Origin of the sequence: Nocardia sp. CWNU-33, assembly GCF_046764895.1 — a bacterium.
In the GTDB taxonomy this organism is placed as follows: Bacteria; Actinomycetota; Actinomycetes; order Mycobacteriales; family Mycobacteriaceae; genus Nocardia.
Map to the genome: position 1 here is coordinate 111,424 of NZ_JBKOQN010000006.1, position 15,071 is coordinate 126,494.

Consider the following 15,071-nt stretch of genomic DNA (forward strand, 5'->3'; position numbering starts at 1 on the left):
TCACCACACGGCTCATACGCCGGTGAGAGCCCGATACACTCGGGCGGCCGCACGCGGGGGCAGTCGGACACTGGCCGAACGGATTTCGTCGCGCGCACAACGGTCGATGGCGACCGCATCGCCGACCACCTCGTCCAGGGCGGTCTGTCCGATGTCCGCCTCCGCCAGATCGAGCACCGTCCGCACCGGCGTCGTGACCAGGAACGAGCCCGCCGACTCGACATCGGTGGCGATCAGTGGACGACGCAACACCACGAGGCGCGGCGTCACCGGCCGACGCCCAGCACCGACCGACAGGTGCAGGAATCGCGGCCGCAGCCGACCGAGCCCGTGCAGTTCGGCCGCGCTCTGATGCGACACCGCGGCGGCGCCATCGAACCAGGCCGCCCACATGGCGTACTCGTCGAGCGGGCCTTCGGGCCAATCGGCCAGCCGAAGTAGACCCACTCCCGCCCGCGTCACCGACCCGTCCCCGAGCGCCACCCGCACCCGCACCTCACAACCGGTGCGCAGCACCTGCCTGGTGGTGAAAAATCCGGCATGCCGCCCGGCCAGGCGTCGCAGCACCCGCCATCCCTGCTCCGCGGAATCGAGTGCGCGGGCCGCAGCATCCCCAGCCATGGCCACCAGGCTACGCTCGAAACTTGTGTCGCATGTCACAATCGATCCCCTCACCGCGCCCTCAGAGCGAACACAGAAATGTCGGGAAGAATCGGGCTCATGAGTCAGAAGCCTCCTGCCACCGTGACCTCCACCCGACGCACCCTCGTGATTGCCCTGGTCGTGGTCGTGACGCTGCTCATCGGTGCGCTGGTCGCCGGCGAGGCCTACGCCAGGCACAAGTTCTCGCGGTGCATCAGCACGCAATTCGAGAAGGACATGGGCTCGAAGATCGACGTTGGCTTCGGCTGGCGGCCGATGCTGCTCACCTTGATCGACGGCAAGGTCTCCCGGGTGACGGTGGACAGCGCCGACTCCAAGTTCGGCCCGGCCGTCGGCATGGTGGTGCACGCCAGGTTCAAAGACCTCCATGTCGAGAACGCCGGACAGGGCGGCGGCACCATCAATAGTTCGTCGGCCGATGTCACCTGGAACAACGACGGTATCCGGCAGACGCTCGGCGGCCTGGTCAGCGGCGTGCACTCGTCCTCGAGCACCGGCATGCTGACCCTCGACGTGCTCGGCGGGCTCGCCCAACTGCAGGTACAGCCGCGGGTGACGAACGGGGTGGTGCAGGTGGACACCATGTCGGCGGAGCTGCTCGGCATGGGCCTGCCCACCGATCTGGTGCAGGGCATTGTCGATGTCTTCACCCAGAGCCTGCAGAGCTACCCAATGGGTCTGAAGGCGACCGACATCAAGGTGACCGACGACGGTATCGCGGTGAAGCTGGAGGGCGGCCGCACCGAGCTCGAGACCGCCCCGGACGAGGCCCGCTGCTGATCACCACCGAAATCGTGTCCTCGCTGGAGGAATTCGCGCTCCGGACGAATCAGGCGGGGAAACCGTCAAGCACCGCACGGGATTTGGACAGCCCGAGCCGTGTCGCGCCCGCGGCGATCAGTTCCGCTGCGGCTTCGGCGGTCCGGATCCCACCGCTGGCTTTCACTCCGAGACGCCCACCGACCGTGTCGGCCATCAACGCGACCGCGTGTACGCTCGCACCACCCGCAGGATGAAATCCGGTGGAGGTCTTCACAAAGTTCGCACCCGCACGTTCGGCGACGCGGCAGACCTCCACGATCGCGGCGTCGGGCAACGCGGCAGATTCGATGATCACCTTGAGCACCGCCCGCTCGCCCATTGCCTCACGGACGGTGACGATGTCGGCCAGGACGGCGTTGTAGTCACCGGCAAGCGCCGCGCCGACATCGATGACCATGTCCACCTCGGCCGCACCGTGCTCGACGGAAAGGCGAGCCTCCGCGCCTTTCACCAGCGAATGGTGTTTGCCGGAAGGGAATCCGGCGACCGTCGCGATCGCCACGCCCGGTGCGCGCACCGGCAGCATGGACGGCGATACACAGATCGCATACACGCCGAGCGCACGCGCTTCGGCGATGAGTGCGTCGACATCGGCCGTCGTCGCCTCAGGTGCGAGCAAGGTGTGATCGATCATGGCGGCCACTGCGGCCCGGGTCAGCGACGTGGAATTTGCCATGGGGTGAGAGTCTGGCATACCGGCGGCGAATTCCGTTGCGTGCCTCCGGTGCTTCCCGCACACTCGTTATTGTCGGTGGAGTACGGGTATTGCATCGAACACGAGCGCGTGCACGACTCCGCCTCAAGCGCAGGAGCATGTACGGATGGCCCTACTCGTTCGGGAGGAGACGACACCGTGCTGATCCGTCGCGAACGAGCCGATGATGTGACTGCCATCGCGGCGGTGCATCGCAGCGCCTTCGGACCGCAGTACGCCGACGGCGACGTGCGATACACCCTCGCCGACGCCGACATCGCGGAGATGACCGGCGAAGCCTCCGACGACGGCGCCGGCGACCCGCCCGAGGTCGATCTCGTCGCCCGCCTCCGCAGCGACGAAGGCTGGATCCCCACGCTGTCCTTGGTCGCCATCGAGCACGACATAGTCATCGGACATGTGTGCCTCACCCGCGCGGCTGTCGGCCCATTTCCGGTCCTCGCGCTCGGCCCGCTCGGCGTCGACACCGAACACCAGGGCAGCGGCGTCGGCGCGGCCCTCGTACACGCCGCCCTCGGCGCGGCGGATGCTCTCGACGAACCCCTCGTCGCCCTGCTCGGCAGTGTCGACTACTACCCCCAGTTCGGCTTCGTCCCCGCCGCCCGCCTCGGCATCACCCCGGACGAACCCGCCTGGGTCTCCCACTTCCAGGTCCGCCCCCTGACCGCATACGAATCGCAGATAGTCGGCGAATTCCATTACGCCGAACCGTTTTATGGTGTTTGATTTGCTGTGTTTTTTGGCAGCGCCTGCGGCGCTGCGTGTTCGCTGTGTTGAATTGGCGGCGCCTGCGGCGCCGCGTGTTCGCGGCCCCCTTGGTCTCGCTTCCGAGCCGTCGAGACTCGCGCCTTCGGCGCATGCGCTTCGACGGCTCGGAAGCGAGACGGGCCGCGAACTTTAGTGCTCGGTCTCGCTGCGCTCGGAAGACATCATCGTGCCGAGTGGGAGCGTCGGTAGCTGAGCTTGCGACTTCGATGGATGGTCTTGGGCTGCTGTGCGGGTCGGACGCCGCTGCGAACTCTGGTGCCAGGTCCTTGCTGCGCTCCGGAAGGAGCCATCACGCCGAGAAGATGCCACGGCGCGGATAGTTGCGACTGCGGCACATGCGCTTCGGCCGCTCGGAAGCGAGACAGGCCGCCAACATAGTGCTCGATCTGGCTGCACTCGAAAGAGATCGTGCCGAGCGGGGGCGTCGGTAACTGAGCTTGCGACTGCAGTGGACGTCTTGGACTGCTGTGCAGGTGGGACAGGGCTGCGAACTCTGGTGCCAGGTCCTTGCTGGGCTCCGGAAGGAGCCATCACGCCGAGAAGATGCCACGGCGCGGATAGTTGCGACTGCGGCACATGCGCTTCGACGGCTCGGATGCGAGACGGGCCCCGAACTCTAGTGCTCGATCTCGCTGCGCCCGAAGGACATCATCGTGCCCAGCGGGTGTAGCGGTAGTGATTGTCGCGACCTTGGTGGATCCGCGTCGGTTTGTGTGCGGTGATGGTGGCTCCCCCACTTGAAGAACTCGCTGTTGGGTTGGGGCGTCGACGGTGATGCTCGCGCCTTTGGTGGAAGTACTCGCCTTGCGTGAGGCGGGCGGATGGGGCGAGGAGCGACCTGGGAGGATGTGTCGATGAGTTCCGCTCCATCCGCTCTCGACGACCGTCGTTTCGTGCTCAGCCTCGGCTGCCCGGACCGCCCGGGCATCATTGCTCGAATCACCTCGTTCATCGCCGAGTTCGGCGGGTCGATCGTGGAGGCCGGCTACCACTCCGATGTCGACAGTGGGTGGTTCTTCACCCGGCAGGCGATCAAGGCTTCGACGGTGCCGTTCGGGATCGCCGAACTACGAGACCGGTTCGCGGGAGTGGCCGCGGAGCTGGGGCCGGAGACGGAATGGCAGCTCCTCGATTCCGGGGAGCGGCGGCGCGCGGTGCTGCTGGTCAGCAAGGACGGACACTGCCTGCACGACCTGCTCGGACGCGCCGCCAGCGGTGAGCTGCCCGCCACCATCGAGGCGGTCATCGGCAACCATCCCGACCTCGCTGGCATGACCGAGGCGCACGGCGTGAAGTTCCACTACGTGCCGTTCCCGAAGGACCCGGCCGAACGCGGCCCCGCATTCGAGGAAGTGCGTGCGCTCGTCGACGCCCACGACCCGCACGCGGTGGTGCTCGCCAGGTTCATGCAGGTGCTTCCGCCCGAGCTCACCGAGCACTGGGCAGGCCGGGCAATCAATATCCACCACAGCTTCCTGCCGTCGTTCGTCGGCGCCCGCCCCTACCACCAGGCCTTCGCCCGCGGCGTCAAACTGATCGGCGCCACCTGCCACTACGTCACAGCAGAACTGGACGCGGGCCCGATCATCGAACAGGACGTCATCCGCATCGACCACGCCGACGAGGTCCGCGACATGGTCCGCCAGGGCCGCGACATCGAACGCGTAGTCCTGGCCCGCGGCCTCCGCTGGCACCTGGAAGCCCGAGTCCTGGTCCACGGCCGCCGCACAGTCGTCTTCAACTGACAAACCCCACCCACTACACAACCGGCGTGCCCCGGCTCGACGAGCAAACTCACCTCCCAGCGGTGTACCGGGCAGTGCTGGGTACGTCGTATGCCGTACCCAGCTTTCTCTTCCGCAGCCTGGGTAGACAGGCAACGGCTTCCAGCGTCCGGACTGGCTGTGGTTGCATTCCAGCCAGTTTCGGCATCGACGGTAGTCATATGGTGGCTGCGAAGGCAGTCCGCAACCACCATTCGACTACCGTCGATGTTCGTTGGGCGGTCAGCCTACGGCTTCTGCTGGGGTGCGGGTGGATTCGAGGACCTGGGTTAGTTCTTCGTTGAAGCGGTCGTGGGCCTCGGTGTTGCCGAGATGGCCGGTGTTCAGTACCTCGTACTTGGCCAGGCTGCCTGTTTCGCTGAGCATTTCGGCGATCAGCTCCGAGTGTGCGGGTGGTGTCATGTCGTCGAGGGAGCCTGCGAGCACCGTTGTGGGCACCACCAGGTTTCGTGCCGATTCGCCGAGGTCCATCTCGGCGAGCAGGATGCCGAACTTAGCGCGCACGCGGGCTGGGCAGGAGCGCACGATGGCCATGCTGAAGGCGATCTCGTCGTCGGTGGCGGCGAGGGTCATGATCTGCCTGGCGAAGACCCAGCGCACCGGAGCAAGCGGCGGGAAGAGGATGGGGGTGCCGAGTCCGAGGCGGCCGATGAAGGCGGGCAAGGGAATTCGGAGCTTCAGCAGCGGGAGCGGTCGGTTGAACAACGGCACGACCGTGGTCATTGCGACCAGCCCGTGCAGGGCGGTATTGGTCAGCAGCACGGCGAGCGCCTGCTCGGCGACCCGCTCGGGATACCGTCCGGCCCAGGCTTGCAGCGTCATTGCGCCGAGGCTGTGCCCGACCAGCACGGCCTTGCGGCCGGGACGCAGAGTGGCCGCGAGCACAGCGGCCAGATCGTCGGCGAGCAGATCAGTGGTCAGCGGGCTGGAACCGAGTTCGCTTTCTCCGTGCCCGCGCTGGTCATAGGCGATCACGCGGTACTCGGCCGCGAAGGCGTTGATCTGTGCGTTCCAGTATTCGATGGCGCAGGTCCAGCCGTGCACGAGCACGATCACCTGTCCGTCGGCCGGTCCGTATGCGTGCACACGCAGCTTGGCGCCGTCGGCGGTGGTCACGGGGACGACCTGATGCACAACGCTCGGCGGGTTCAACGCCGCGGTCGTATAGGTACGGTTCCGCAGATTGGCGCGGTGTACGTCGAGCAAGCCCCGGATATGTTCCGGGAGGTTCCCCAACGCAGACGGCAGCATTGCACGCATCGGACACTCCTTTGTGTTACTGCCCGATACAGTAACCCCGATTCGCGCTGCTAGCTAGAGCTAGCACCAAGAAAGTGCGACCGCTGCGCCTTCACCACCCCGGCGCGGCTTCGGACGGACACCGTCCGGCTCTGCCCAATTACTGCCGAATTCCGCTCTACCAGCGCGGACCGCGCTGAATCTCGTCCACCTTCGGCCGCACATCGGCCAGGTAGATGCCGGTCGCAATGATCGCAATGAGCGCAAGCAGACTCGTCACCGTCAGCGAAAGCAGCAGGAACAACAGCGCCGCGGCGAGGATCGCGATCCAGATCGGCTTGGTCAGCTTGTCCACCGCAGTGAAGGCGTCCGGACGCTGACGAATGGCGTGAATCAGCGCGAAGATCGTCGCACCGAGTGCTACCAGCCGCAGCACGAACAAGATCATGCCGGTTAAATCTTGCGCCACATTCACCCCACCCATCATAGAAGCAACGACCCCGCGCACCACGGGTGCGCGGGGTCGTCGTTTGTGCGTCAGGCGATTACACCTTCTTGGGAGCAGCCTTCTTGGCCGGAGCCTTCTTGGCGGGGGCCTTCTTGGCGGGGGCCTTCACGGCAACGGGCTCCTCGGCCGCAGCGGGCTCCTCGGCCGCGGCGGGCGCGGTCTCGGTGGTCACCGTCAGCACCTCGGCTTCGACGACCGGCTCGGCGACGACCTCGTCCTCGTCCTCGTCCTTGGCCGGACGGCCGAGCAGGTCGTTGACCTTGCCGAGCACGTCCTCCGCGCGGCTGACCGCGTCGGTGTAGAGGGATTCCACGCGCTCGATCTGATCCTCGACCAGGTGGTTGGCGCGCAGCCGCTCGACGGTCTCCTCGCCGCGAACGGCCAGGTCCGCGTACAGGTCGAGGACCTTGGCGTAGTACTTCTCGGCGAGCGTGCGCAGCTCCTCCGGAGTGAACTTCTCGCGGAGCTCGGCGAGGTCCTCCGGCAGTTCGGAAGGCAGCCCGGACAACCGCTCGCGCAGCGTCTCGAACTGAGCCTGCACGTCGGCGGGCACGTTTGCGAAGCGCTCACGAGCCTCTTCGACGCGGCCGGTCACATCGGCGGTGGTGGCACGCTCACGCACCTGAGTGACAGCGTCGAGCACCGCGGCGTAGACCGCGTCGCCTGCGCCGACGGTGGCGAACAGTGGCTTGGTGGTCTGGTTCTTCTCGGTCATTCTTCGTTCTCCTGGCGTGGCGGAGTGTCGGTTGTCGTAAGCGGAACTTCGCTGTCCCATTGATCCCCCCCTGACTCGTTCCCTCCGTTTTCGCGGCGAAACGATTCATAGATGTCCAGCAGGACCTGCTTTTGCCGTTCGCTGATCGACGTATCGGCAAGCAGGGCATCCCGGATCGGACTGTGCGGCCGCTGCTCGAGATAGCCAGCCCGTACGTACAACACCTCCGAGGACACCCGCAGTGCCTTGGCGATCTGCGTGAGTACCTCGGCGGACGGATTGCGCAATCCGCGCTCGATCTGACTGAGGTATGGATTGCTCACTCCCGCAAGGGTGGCGAGCTGACGCAGCGAGACTTGCGCAGCCTCTCGCTGTGCCCTGATGAACCCTCCGATGTCGTGCGCCGCGTTCACGACGCGGGCCGCCTTTTCTCCGACGCCTGCCGATTGCTCGGCCGAACTGTCGGTGTACTCGGCGGAAACCTCGGGCTGGTCTGCCATCACTCACCTTCTGGCGGTTGTACGGTATCAATTCTAAATGAGGGTGCTTGCTATTGCAAGCACTCTGTTAGCACTCTTCCAGCAAACATTCGGCGCTCTACCCTTCAGCCGTGGAACAGCAGCTGCGAAATCGTGTAGATCGCAAGCCCTGCCAGCGATCCGACCACCGTTCCGTTGATGCGAATGAATTGCAGATCGCGCCCAACCTGCAATTCGATCTTCTTGCTCGCCTCCTCGGCATCCCACCTGGCAACCGTGTCGGTGACCAGGGTCGTGATCTCTCCTGCATAGTTTCCCACCAGATAGCGCGCCCCCCTGTCGATCCAGCCGTCGACTTTTGCGCGCATCTCGTCGTCGTCACGCAGCCGCTCACCGAGCTGCTGCACGTTCTCGGCAACCTTCCTACGCAGCGTACTGCTGGGATCATCCGCTGATTCCAGGATCAGCCGCTTGGCAGCGCGCCAGGTCGCCTCGGCCATGCCGGTGATCTCCTCGCGCCCCATCACCTGCGCCTTGATCCGCTCGGCCTTCTTGATCATCGCGTCGTCGTGCTGCAGGTCGTAGGCGAATTCCTCGAGGAACCGATTCGCCGCGAGGCGCACCTCATGCTCGGGATTCGAACGGACCTTCCAGGTGAACTCGACCAGTTCCCGATAGATCTTTTCTGAAAGCAGAATGTTTACGAATTTCGGAGCCCATTGCGGAGCATCGCGCAAAACAATCCGATCGATCGTCTCCTGGCTGCCCAGCGCCCACTGATGGGCACGCTCGGCAAGCATGTCGAGCAGCGGAAGCTGCCGATTGTCGGCCAACAGTTCGGCAAGCACCCTGCCGATCGGCGGACCCCACAGTGGTTCCGCGATCCGCTTGACGATCGTGTTGTCGATGATCTGCTCGACGTCCTCGTCACGCAGCACGCCGACCACCGCACGCAGGATGGTCGAACTCTCCTCGGCCACCCGCGCGGCATGGCCGGAGTCCGCCATCCAGCGCCCGACCCGCCAGGAGATCTGCGCCGAGGTCACCTTCGCCGAGACCACATCCGGAGCAAGAAAGTTCGAACCGACGAAGGAACCCAGACTCGCGCCGAGCTGATCCTTCTTCTTGCGGATGATCGCGGTGTGCGGAATCGGCAGGCCGAGCGGATGCCGGAACAGCGCGGTCACGGCGAACCAATCGGCGAGCGCACCGACCATGCCCGCCTCCGAGGCCGCGCGCACATAGCCGACCCACTCGCCGCCCGAACCGCGTGATTCCAGCCAACGGCAGAGCAGATAGATCACCGTCGCAAAGGCCAGCAGCCCGGTAGCCAGTGCCTTCATCCGGAACAGGTCCCGCTTCTTGCCTTCCTCGTCCACGAAGGCCGCGAAGGTACTGGGTGCCGCTGCGGCAGGCTGGGTGCGCGTGTCGAGAACCGCGATGTTGCCGGGAGCTTTCTCCATGCCTTCCATTCTGCGGTGCCCGGCACTCGGCCATACTCGGCACAGCACCGGCAGCGTGTGACGACACACCCACGCCGCGCCCGTTCCGGTCGGCAAATATGTGGTTCCTGCCGCATCAGCGACCCAAACGCACATCTCACCGGTTGCCTGGACCTAAGCTTGTGGTCCGAGGAGCCCAATGGCTCGAAGCCCGAACCCCTACGAACGAGGGAGCTCACGCTGTCCACCGAAGACCTTGTCGACGTCGGCGAGCTCGCCGAGCGACCGGCAGCGGTGCGCACCGGCCGGACGGACGGCCGCAAGCGCCGATGGCGGCAGCACAAGATCGACCGGCGCGAAGAGCTGGTCGACGGCACCCTCGCGGCGATTCGCACCCGGGGCAGCAATGCCGGCATGGACGAAATCGCCGCCGAGATCGGTGTCTCCAAAACCGTGCTCTACCGGTACTTCTCCGACAAGAACGACCTGGTCCACGCCACCATGCAGCGGTTCATCGAAACCACGCTGATGCCGCGGGTCTACGAGGCGATCAGCCTCGACGCCGACGAGTACCAGCTGGTGCGCTCGGCCCTCTCGGCCTACGTCGGCACCGTCGACGAGGACCCCGAGGTCTACCGCTTCATCATGGGCAACGGCTCGGCCGACCAGTCCTCGCTCGCGGAGTTCGAGAAGCTCTTCGCGGAGGTCGTCTCCGTGGTCATCACCGACCGCGCCGGCGCGAAGGGTATCGACACCGAAGGCGCCCTGCTGTGGTCCTACGTGCTGGTCGGCGGCATCCAGCTGGCCACGCACTGGTGGACGACCAACAAGTCGATGTCCCGCGAACAGGTCATCGACTACCTCACGATGATGGCCTGGAGCGCCATCGAGGGAATGGCGCGGGCCAACGGGTCGCGCGAGGTTTTCAACGCGCAGCCGCATGTGCTGCCGACCTTCGATACCGACTCGGGAAACTGATCAACCGCCCGACTTCGGGTACCTCCACAGGGTGCTAGCTGAGCCGCTAGCTGAAGTTCACCGCTGTGCTCGACTTTGCGGATTCGTTGGCTAGTCTGAACCCGAGCGGTGCGCCGAGTGGGCTGCGTCACCGCCCGCGCGCTGGCACCAATGGAGGTACCTCGATGGCGAAGCAAGTGCCGACTTCCCGGCTTGCTCGTGGCACCAAGCTGGGTGCGGTCGCAGCCGGCTCGGTCATCCGGACGCAGCGCACGCGGCTATCGATGCGAGGAAGGTCCGACGCCGTGCGGGCCAAAATGGCCGAAGAGTCGATGATCCGCACTACCGAACAGGTGGTCATGGTCCTGGGGACCATGAAGGGCGTGGCCATGAAACTGGGCCAGATGATGTCCGTGCTCGATCTCGACCTGGTGCCCGAAGACCACCGGGAACGCTTCCAGAAGCGCCTCGCCGTACTGCGCGATGCCGCACCGACGGTGTCTTTCGAATCGATGCGCCGGGTGATCGAGGAAGACTTCGGGCAACCGCTCGATCGGGTGTTCGCCGAATTCGAATCGACGCCGATCGCGGCGGCCTCCATCGGCCAGGTGTATCGCGCCACGCTGCACGACGGTCGGCAGGTTGCGGTGAAAGTGCAGTACCCCGGCATCGACGCGGCGGTGCGCGCGGACCTGAAGAACCTGGCCATGTTCCGGCGGGTACTGCAATCGGCGATGCCGTGGGTGACCCCGGCCGTGCTCGACGAACTGCGGCTGAACATGGAGAGCGAACTCGACTATCAGGCCGAAGCCAACACCCAGCTGCAGATTGCCGAGGTCTATGCAGGCCACCCGTTCATCCGGGTGCCACGCTCGATGCCGGAACTCAGCACCACCCGGGTCCTGGTCAGCGAATACGTGGCGGGCATAGGCTTCGACGCCATCCGCCGGCTGCCCGATGCGGAGCGCAACCGGATCGCCGAGATCATCTACCGGTTCTACGTCGGCTCGCTGTTCACCTTCAACGAGTTCTGCGGCGACCCGCATCCGGGCAACGTGCTGCTCGCTACCGACGGCAAAGTCGCGTTCCTGGATTTCGGCCTGTTCAACCGGATGGATCCGGAGCACGTGCGCTTCGAGACGATCTGCCTGCGCGCGGCGGCCGAGGATCGCGCCGAAGACCTGCGGCAGTTGATGATCGAGCGCGGCGTCATCGACTCGCCCGAGGAGATCGGCGCAGAGGAATGTCTGGAATATGTGCTCGCCGCGTCGGAATGGTGCCTGATCGACGAAGAGCTGACGATCACACCCGAACTGGCCAGCGGCGCGTTCCTGCTCGCTGTCGACCCGAGGGCCAGCGAGTTCGCCGGGATGAAGCAGCAGAACCTGCCGCCGGAGCACCTGTTCTCGCGCCGCGCCGACTTCCTGACCTTCGGCATGCTCGGGCAGCTCGAATGCACCGCGAACTGGCATCGCATTTCCCGCGAGTGGATCTACGACGAACCACCGGTCACCGAACTCGGACAGATTCATCACCAATGGCTCGCCGAGCACCCGCCGGTTCCGCCGAAAAAGCCTCGGGCCCGGGCGAAGAAGCCCATACGGGACAAGGCATAACGCACACAGCACTGATCGGGAGCAGGTAACGATGGCAGACACACGAGAATTCGACCTCACGCTATTCGGCGCAACAGGTTTCGTCGGCAAGCTCACCGCGGAGTACCTGGCAGGCGCCGCGCCCGAGTCGGCGCGCATCGCGCTGGCCGGGCGATCGCTGGACAAGCTGACGAAGGTGCGCGACGAACTCGGCCCTGCCGCCGCGGGCTGGGAACTGGTCGTGGCCGATTCCACCGATCAAGCCGCGCTCGATGCGCTGGCCGCGCGGACCACCGTCGTGGTCACCACCGTCGGCCCGTACCTGCGCTACGGCCTGCCACTGGTGGCCGCCTGCGCGAAGGCAGGTACTCACTATGCCGACCTCACCGGCGAGCCGCTGTTCATCAGGGATGCGATCGACCAGTTCCACGACCAGGCCGCAACCACCGGCGCGAAGATCGTGAATTCCTGTGGCTACGACTCGATTCCGTCGGACATCAGCGTGTACCAGCTCTACAAGCGTTCGGTCGCCGACAACACCGGCGAACTGGAGGAGACCACGCTCGTCGCCTGGCTCAAGGGCGGCGCGAGCGGCGGCACCATCGACTCCGGCCGCGCGATGATGGAAGCCATCGCCGAAGACCCGTCCAAGGGCCGAGTGCTGTCGCATCCGTACTCGCTGAGCCCTGACAAGTCGATGGATCCCGATGTGGGCCGCCAGTCCGATCAGGCCCTGCAGCGGGCAAGCAGCATCGACCCGAGCCTGGACGGGTGGGTCGCGACCTTCATCATGGGCGCGCACAACACCAAGATCGTCCGCCGTACCAACGGCCTGCTCGGCTGGGTGTACGGCAAGAACTTCCGCTACCGCGAGGTGATGAGCGCAGGCAAATCTCCGGTCGCTCCGCTGGTTGCGGCGGGCATGGCGGGCGGCATCGTGGCCACCATGGCGGCGGGCGCGGTGCTGTCGCGAGGCGCGATGGGCCGCAAGCTGCTGGACCGGGTGCTGCCGAAGCCCGGCACCGGGCCGAGTGAAAAGGCCCGCACCAGTGGCTGGTTCACCATGAAGACCTTCGCGCGTACCTCCTCGGGAGCCAAGTACGTCGCGACCTTCGCAGGCAGCGGCGACCCGGGCTACCAGGCGACCGCGGTGATGCTCGGCGAAGCAGGCCTGTGCCTGGCCTTCGACGGCGACAAGCAGCCCGAACTGGCAGGCATCCTCACCCCCGCGGCGGCCATGGGTGACGCACTGACCGACCGGCTGCGCGCGGCGGGAATCACCATCGAGGTCGACCGAACCTGAGTTCGGTTGCGGCGGGCGGTGATCGAGGCATGGTCACCGCCCGAATCGCCCGCTCCGACTCCCCCGATGACGAGGAGCGCCCATGGAATTTCCAACTGATCAGCGCGGCCGTCCTCGATCAGACATCGCATCGATAGCGACCGAACCGAGGATGACCCCGTGAACCTCGCCAGACGCACCATGAACGCCCCCGCACTGGCAGCGGTATACGAAAGGGCCTGGCGGCCAACTCTTTTCTACCTGGCCAGCGGCCGCACCACCGCCGCCGACCGCCGCGACGCCGTCACCGCCCTGCGCCTCGAGGGCTCCAAGAAAGTCCTCGATATCGCCTGCGGCCCAGGTAATTTCACCAAATATCTGAGCAGCGCACTCGACGGCGACGGCTACGCCATCGGCCTCGACTACTCCGCACCGATGCTCGCCCGCGCCGTCACCGACAACGCAGGACCCCGCGTCGGCTATCTTCGCGGCGACGCCCGCCGACTCCCCTTCGCCGACGGCACCTTCGACGCCGTCTGCTGCTTCGGCGCCCTCTATCTCATTCCCGACCCGATCGCCGCCACCCGCGAAATGATCCGCGTCCTGGCACCCGGCGGCCGGATAGCCATCACCACCAGTCACCGAGCCGACAACCCGTTCGGCCACGCCAGCCGCATGGTGGGCAGCTGGAGTGGCCTACGGGTCTTCGACAACGACATCTTCCCGACGTTGTTCGCCGAGCACGGGCTGATCGACATCGACCAGCAGATCCATCGCCTATTGCAGTATGTGAGCGCAAGTCGCCCGGAGTGAGTCGGCTGCTCGCACCGGACGAGGCGGCGGCATTGCCTCGCGCCACCCGTTTTGGAAGATGATGGGCCAGTCCGTCATCCGGACATACTGAAATCACCGCTCTCGCTCATGTTCGCCGGCATCCACTGGCTTTGTGCCAGCGCCTCGAAAACGCAGGTCACCAATAACTTGCGGCCACGCTGGCTCACCGTGTACTCGAGGACCGGGTGCGATTCGTGGCTTCGAATGGCATTGCCCCCCTGCCGTGCGGTGGGCTCCGACAGCATCCAGAAAAGCTCGGGTCCGATCAGAATCGATTGCCCACCGCTCTCGTGGAACCATCGGCTGGAATATTCGATCAACAGATCGGTGAACGCTTCCGCGCTATCCGCCGCTTCGGTGAGCTGATTCAAGGCTGTGGATCGATCGACGGTACTGAGGATGACCGCCGCCAATCGGCCTCCTATTTCCCGGAACTGATCAATACCCTGGTCTTGCCAAATGATAAAAGGCATAGCTACTCCATCGAAGAATTCGAGCATGACTGAGGTATTCGAACTCGTACGATCACGCACGGACGGATGCCGGGACCAGGTGACGGCCCTCGGTCGCCTTGATCGAGGTGATCTTAGCCTGCACCGGCTGCTCGGTGATGAACGGCGCGGCGATCAGTTCGGAATTCGTGACGATGTCGATCGGATCGAGCCGCATCGGGGCGGTGTCAGCTTCGCGGTCGGGCCGGGCCGACGCCGATGCGCTGGATTGCTGCGCCACAGCAAGGAGTTCGGCGCGTCCGTCCGTGCGTCCCTGCTCCCACAGCATCAGCGTGAGATGCACAGCGAAGAGCAAGGCCAGCGGCATGCCGGCGTAGATGGCCACCGACACTGCGCCACCGCCGATCTCACGTGCGTACTCGATATTCCCGGCGACCGATACCAGCGTCGACAGCACGAACAGCCCAGTCGCGTACCACCAACCGGCACTCAGTTTGCGGAACGAGGCAGTGGCAATCATGGAGCCGATCACCAAACCGTCGATCGCGATCGGCACGTTGGAGGCTAGATCGGGTAGGACGTGGTTTGTGATGGCTAGTCCGTGCAAAGCGGCAAAGGACATTTCGAATGCCTTGACCGCGACAACAGCAGTTACAACCAGCGACGCATGCGCCGGACGCGGCCTGAGCCAGCGCCGCCAGTTCACATTGGACGCACCGGGCATTGACGCGGGTGGTCCGTCGAATTCCTCCGCCATCACAGGTGTGATCGTCGTCATGATGGGGAGCGTAGCGCGTACACCGCATTACACACCAA

At 65.3% G+C, this 15,071-nt stretch carries 16 protein-coding genes; 7 read left to right on the forward strand and 9 right to left on the reverse strand.

Annotated elements, in window-relative coordinates; all coding sequences use genetic code 11:
• Positions 1–12: 12 nt before the first annotated feature.
• Positions 13–621, reverse strand: coding sequence for a type IV toxin-antitoxin system AbiEi family antitoxin domain-containing protein (locus ACLMAL_RS10000; protein WP_411998783.1), 609 nt, complete (start codon positions 619–621; stop codon positions 13–15).
• 99 nt (positions 622–720) lie between these two features.
• On the opposite strand from ACLMAL_RS10000, the gene ACLMAL_RS10005 reads away from it, so the two are divergent.
• A complete protein-coding gene (locus ACLMAL_RS10005; RefSeq protein WP_411998784.1) occupies positions 721–1,443 on the forward strand; it encodes a DUF2993 domain-containing protein in 723 nt (240 codons plus the stop codon).
• 49 nt (positions 1,444–1,492) lie between these two features.
• Here the strand turns inward: ACLMAL_RS10005 and deoC are convergent, their stop codons facing one another.
• Complete coding sequence (gene deoC, locus ACLMAL_RS10010; RefSeq protein ID WP_411998785.1) at positions 1,493–2,161, reverse strand: deoxyribose-phosphate aldolase; 669 nt, start codon at positions 2,159–2,161, stop codon at positions 1,493–1,495.
• A gap of 177 nt (positions 2,162–2,338) precedes the next feature.
• On the opposite strand from deoC, the gene ACLMAL_RS10015 reads away from it, so the two are divergent.
• The gene (locus ACLMAL_RS10015; protein ID WP_411998786.1) at positions 2,339–2,926 is read left to right on the forward strand and encodes a GNAT family N-acetyltransferase; all 588 of its coding nucleotides are present in this window, start codon (positions 2,339–2,341) and stop codon (positions 2,924–2,926) included.
• Between the two features lie 896 nt (positions 2,927–3,822).
• Positions 3,823–4,713, forward strand: a complete 891-nt coding sequence (gene purU / locus ACLMAL_RS10020) for a formyltetrahydrofolate deformylase (RefSeq protein WP_328406665.1) — start codon at positions 3,823–3,825, stop codon at positions 4,711–4,713.
• Positions 4,714–4,974: 261 nt separating this feature from the next.
• Here the strand turns inward: purU and ACLMAL_RS10025 are convergent, their stop codons facing one another.
• From ACLMAL_RS10025 to ACLMAL_RS10045, 5 genes are all read right to left on the reverse strand, one after another.
• Positions 4,975–6,012: an alpha/beta fold hydrolase gene (locus tag ACLMAL_RS10025; protein ID WP_411998787.1), complete on the reverse strand. Its 1,038-nt coding sequence runs from the start codon at positions 6,010–6,012 to the stop codon at positions 4,975–4,977.
• Between the two features lie 157 nt (positions 6,013–6,169).
• Positions 6,170–6,475 carry a DUF2516 family protein gene (locus ACLMAL_RS10030; RefSeq protein WP_328412448.1) on the reverse strand — a complete coding sequence of 102 codons (306 nt, stop codon included), beginning with the start codon at positions 6,473–6,475 and terminating at the stop codon, positions 6,170–6,172.
• A 61-nt stretch (positions 6,476–6,536) separates the two neighbouring features.
• Complete coding sequence (locus ACLMAL_RS10035; RefSeq protein WP_411998788.1) at positions 6,537–7,214, reverse strand: heparin-binding hemagglutinin; 678 nt, start codon at positions 7,212–7,214, stop codon at positions 6,537–6,539.
• Complete coding sequence (locus ACLMAL_RS10040) at positions 7,211–7,714, reverse strand: helix-turn-helix transcriptional regulator (protein WP_328406668.1); 504 nt, start codon at positions 7,712–7,714, stop codon at positions 7,211–7,213. The genes ACLMAL_RS10035 and ACLMAL_RS10040 overlap by 4 nt, the downstream gene beginning before the upstream one ends.
• A 104-nt stretch (positions 7,715–7,818) precedes the next feature.
• Positions 7,819–9,156, reverse strand: coding sequence for a DUF445 domain-containing protein (locus ACLMAL_RS10045; RefSeq protein WP_411998789.1), 1,338 nt, complete (start codon positions 9,154–9,156; stop codon positions 7,819–7,821).
• A 273-nt stretch (positions 9,157–9,429) separates the two neighbouring features.
• On the opposite strand from ACLMAL_RS10045, the gene ACLMAL_RS10050 reads away from it, so the two are divergent.
• From ACLMAL_RS10050 to ACLMAL_RS10065, 4 genes are all read left to right on the forward strand, one after another.
• Entirely contained in the window at positions 9,430–10,113 is a 684-nt protein-coding gene (locus tag ACLMAL_RS10050; protein ID WP_411998992.1) for a TetR/AcrR family transcriptional regulator, read from the forward strand.
• Positions 10,114–10,277: 164 nt separating this feature from the next.
• Entirely contained in the window at positions 10,278–11,708 is a 1,431-nt protein-coding gene (locus tag ACLMAL_RS10055; protein WP_411998790.1) for an ABC1 kinase family protein, read from the forward strand.
• Between the two features lie 31 nt (positions 11,709–11,739).
• Complete coding sequence (locus tag ACLMAL_RS10060; RefSeq protein ID WP_411998791.1) at positions 11,740–12,990, forward strand: saccharopine dehydrogenase family protein; 1,251 nt, start codon at positions 11,740–11,742, stop codon at positions 12,988–12,990.
• A 159-nt stretch (positions 12,991–13,149) separates the two neighbouring features.
• Positions 13,150–13,782, forward strand: a complete 633-nt coding sequence (locus ACLMAL_RS10065; RefSeq protein ID WP_411998792.1) for a class I SAM-dependent methyltransferase — start codon at positions 13,150–13,152, stop codon at positions 13,780–13,782.
• 74 nt (positions 13,783–13,856) lie between these two features.
• Here ACLMAL_RS10065 and ACLMAL_RS10070 read toward each other — a convergent pair whose 3' ends face one another.
• Positions 13,857–14,303, reverse strand: coding sequence for a hypothetical protein (locus ACLMAL_RS10070; protein WP_411998793.1), 447 nt, complete (start codon positions 14,301–14,303; stop codon positions 13,857–13,859).
• A 25-nt stretch (positions 14,304–14,328) separates the two neighbouring features.
• Positions 14,329–15,033 (reverse strand): DUF2637 domain-containing protein, encoded by a 705-nt coding sequence (locus ACLMAL_RS10075; protein ID WP_411998794.1) that lies wholly within the window; start codon positions 15,031–15,033, stop codon positions 14,329–14,331.
• Positions 15,034–15,071: the final 38 nt, after the last annotated feature.

Coding starts and splice junctions, on each gene's coding strand:
- ACLMAL_RS10055 (WP_411998790.1), top strand. CDS start 10,278: ATGGCGAAGCAAGTGCCGACTTCCCGGCTTGCTCGTGGCACCAAGCTG.
- ACLMAL_RS10060 (WP_411998791.1), top strand. CDS start 11,740: ATGGCAGACACACGAGAATTCGACCTCACGCTATTCGGCGCAACAGGT.
- ACLMAL_RS10075 (WP_411998794.1), bottom strand. CDS start 15,033: ATGACGACGATCACACCTGTGATGGCGGAGGAATTCGACGGACCACCC.
- ACLMAL_RS10000 (WP_411998783.1), bottom strand. CDS start 621: ATGGCTGGGGATGCTGCGGCCCGCGCACTCGATTCCGCGGAGCAGGGA.
- ACLMAL_RS10005 (WP_411998784.1), top strand. CDS start 721: ATGAGTCAGAAGCCTCCTGCCACCGTGACCTCCACCCGACGCACCCTC.
- purU (WP_328406665.1), top strand. CDS start 3,823: ATGAGTTCCGCTCCATCCGCTCTCGACGACCGTCGTTTCGTGCTCAGC.
- ACLMAL_RS10035 (WP_411998788.1), bottom strand. CDS start 7,214: ATGACCGAGAAGAACCAGACCACCAAGCCACTGTTCGCCACCGTCGGC.
- ACLMAL_RS10030 (WP_328412448.1), bottom strand. CDS start 6,475: ATGGGTGGGGTGAATGTGGCGCAAGATTTAACCGGCATGATCTTGTTC.
- ACLMAL_RS10040 (WP_328406668.1), bottom strand. CDS start 7,714: ATGGCAGACCAGCCCGAGGTTTCCGCCGAGTACACCGACAGTTCGGCC.
- ACLMAL_RS10025 (WP_411998787.1), bottom strand. CDS start 6,012: ATGCGTGCAATGCTGCCGTCTGCGTTGGGGAACCTCCCGGAACATATC.
- deoC (WP_411998785.1), bottom strand. CDS start 2,161: ATGGCAAATTCCACGTCGCTGACCCGGGCCGCAGTGGCCGCCATGATC.
- ACLMAL_RS10070 (WP_411998793.1), bottom strand. CDS start 14,303: ATGCTCGAATTCTTCGATGGAGTAGCTATGCCTTTTATCATTTGGCAA.
- ACLMAL_RS10045 (WP_411998789.1), bottom strand. CDS start 9,156: ATGGAGAAAGCTCCCGGCAACATCGCGGTTCTCGACACGCGCACCCAG.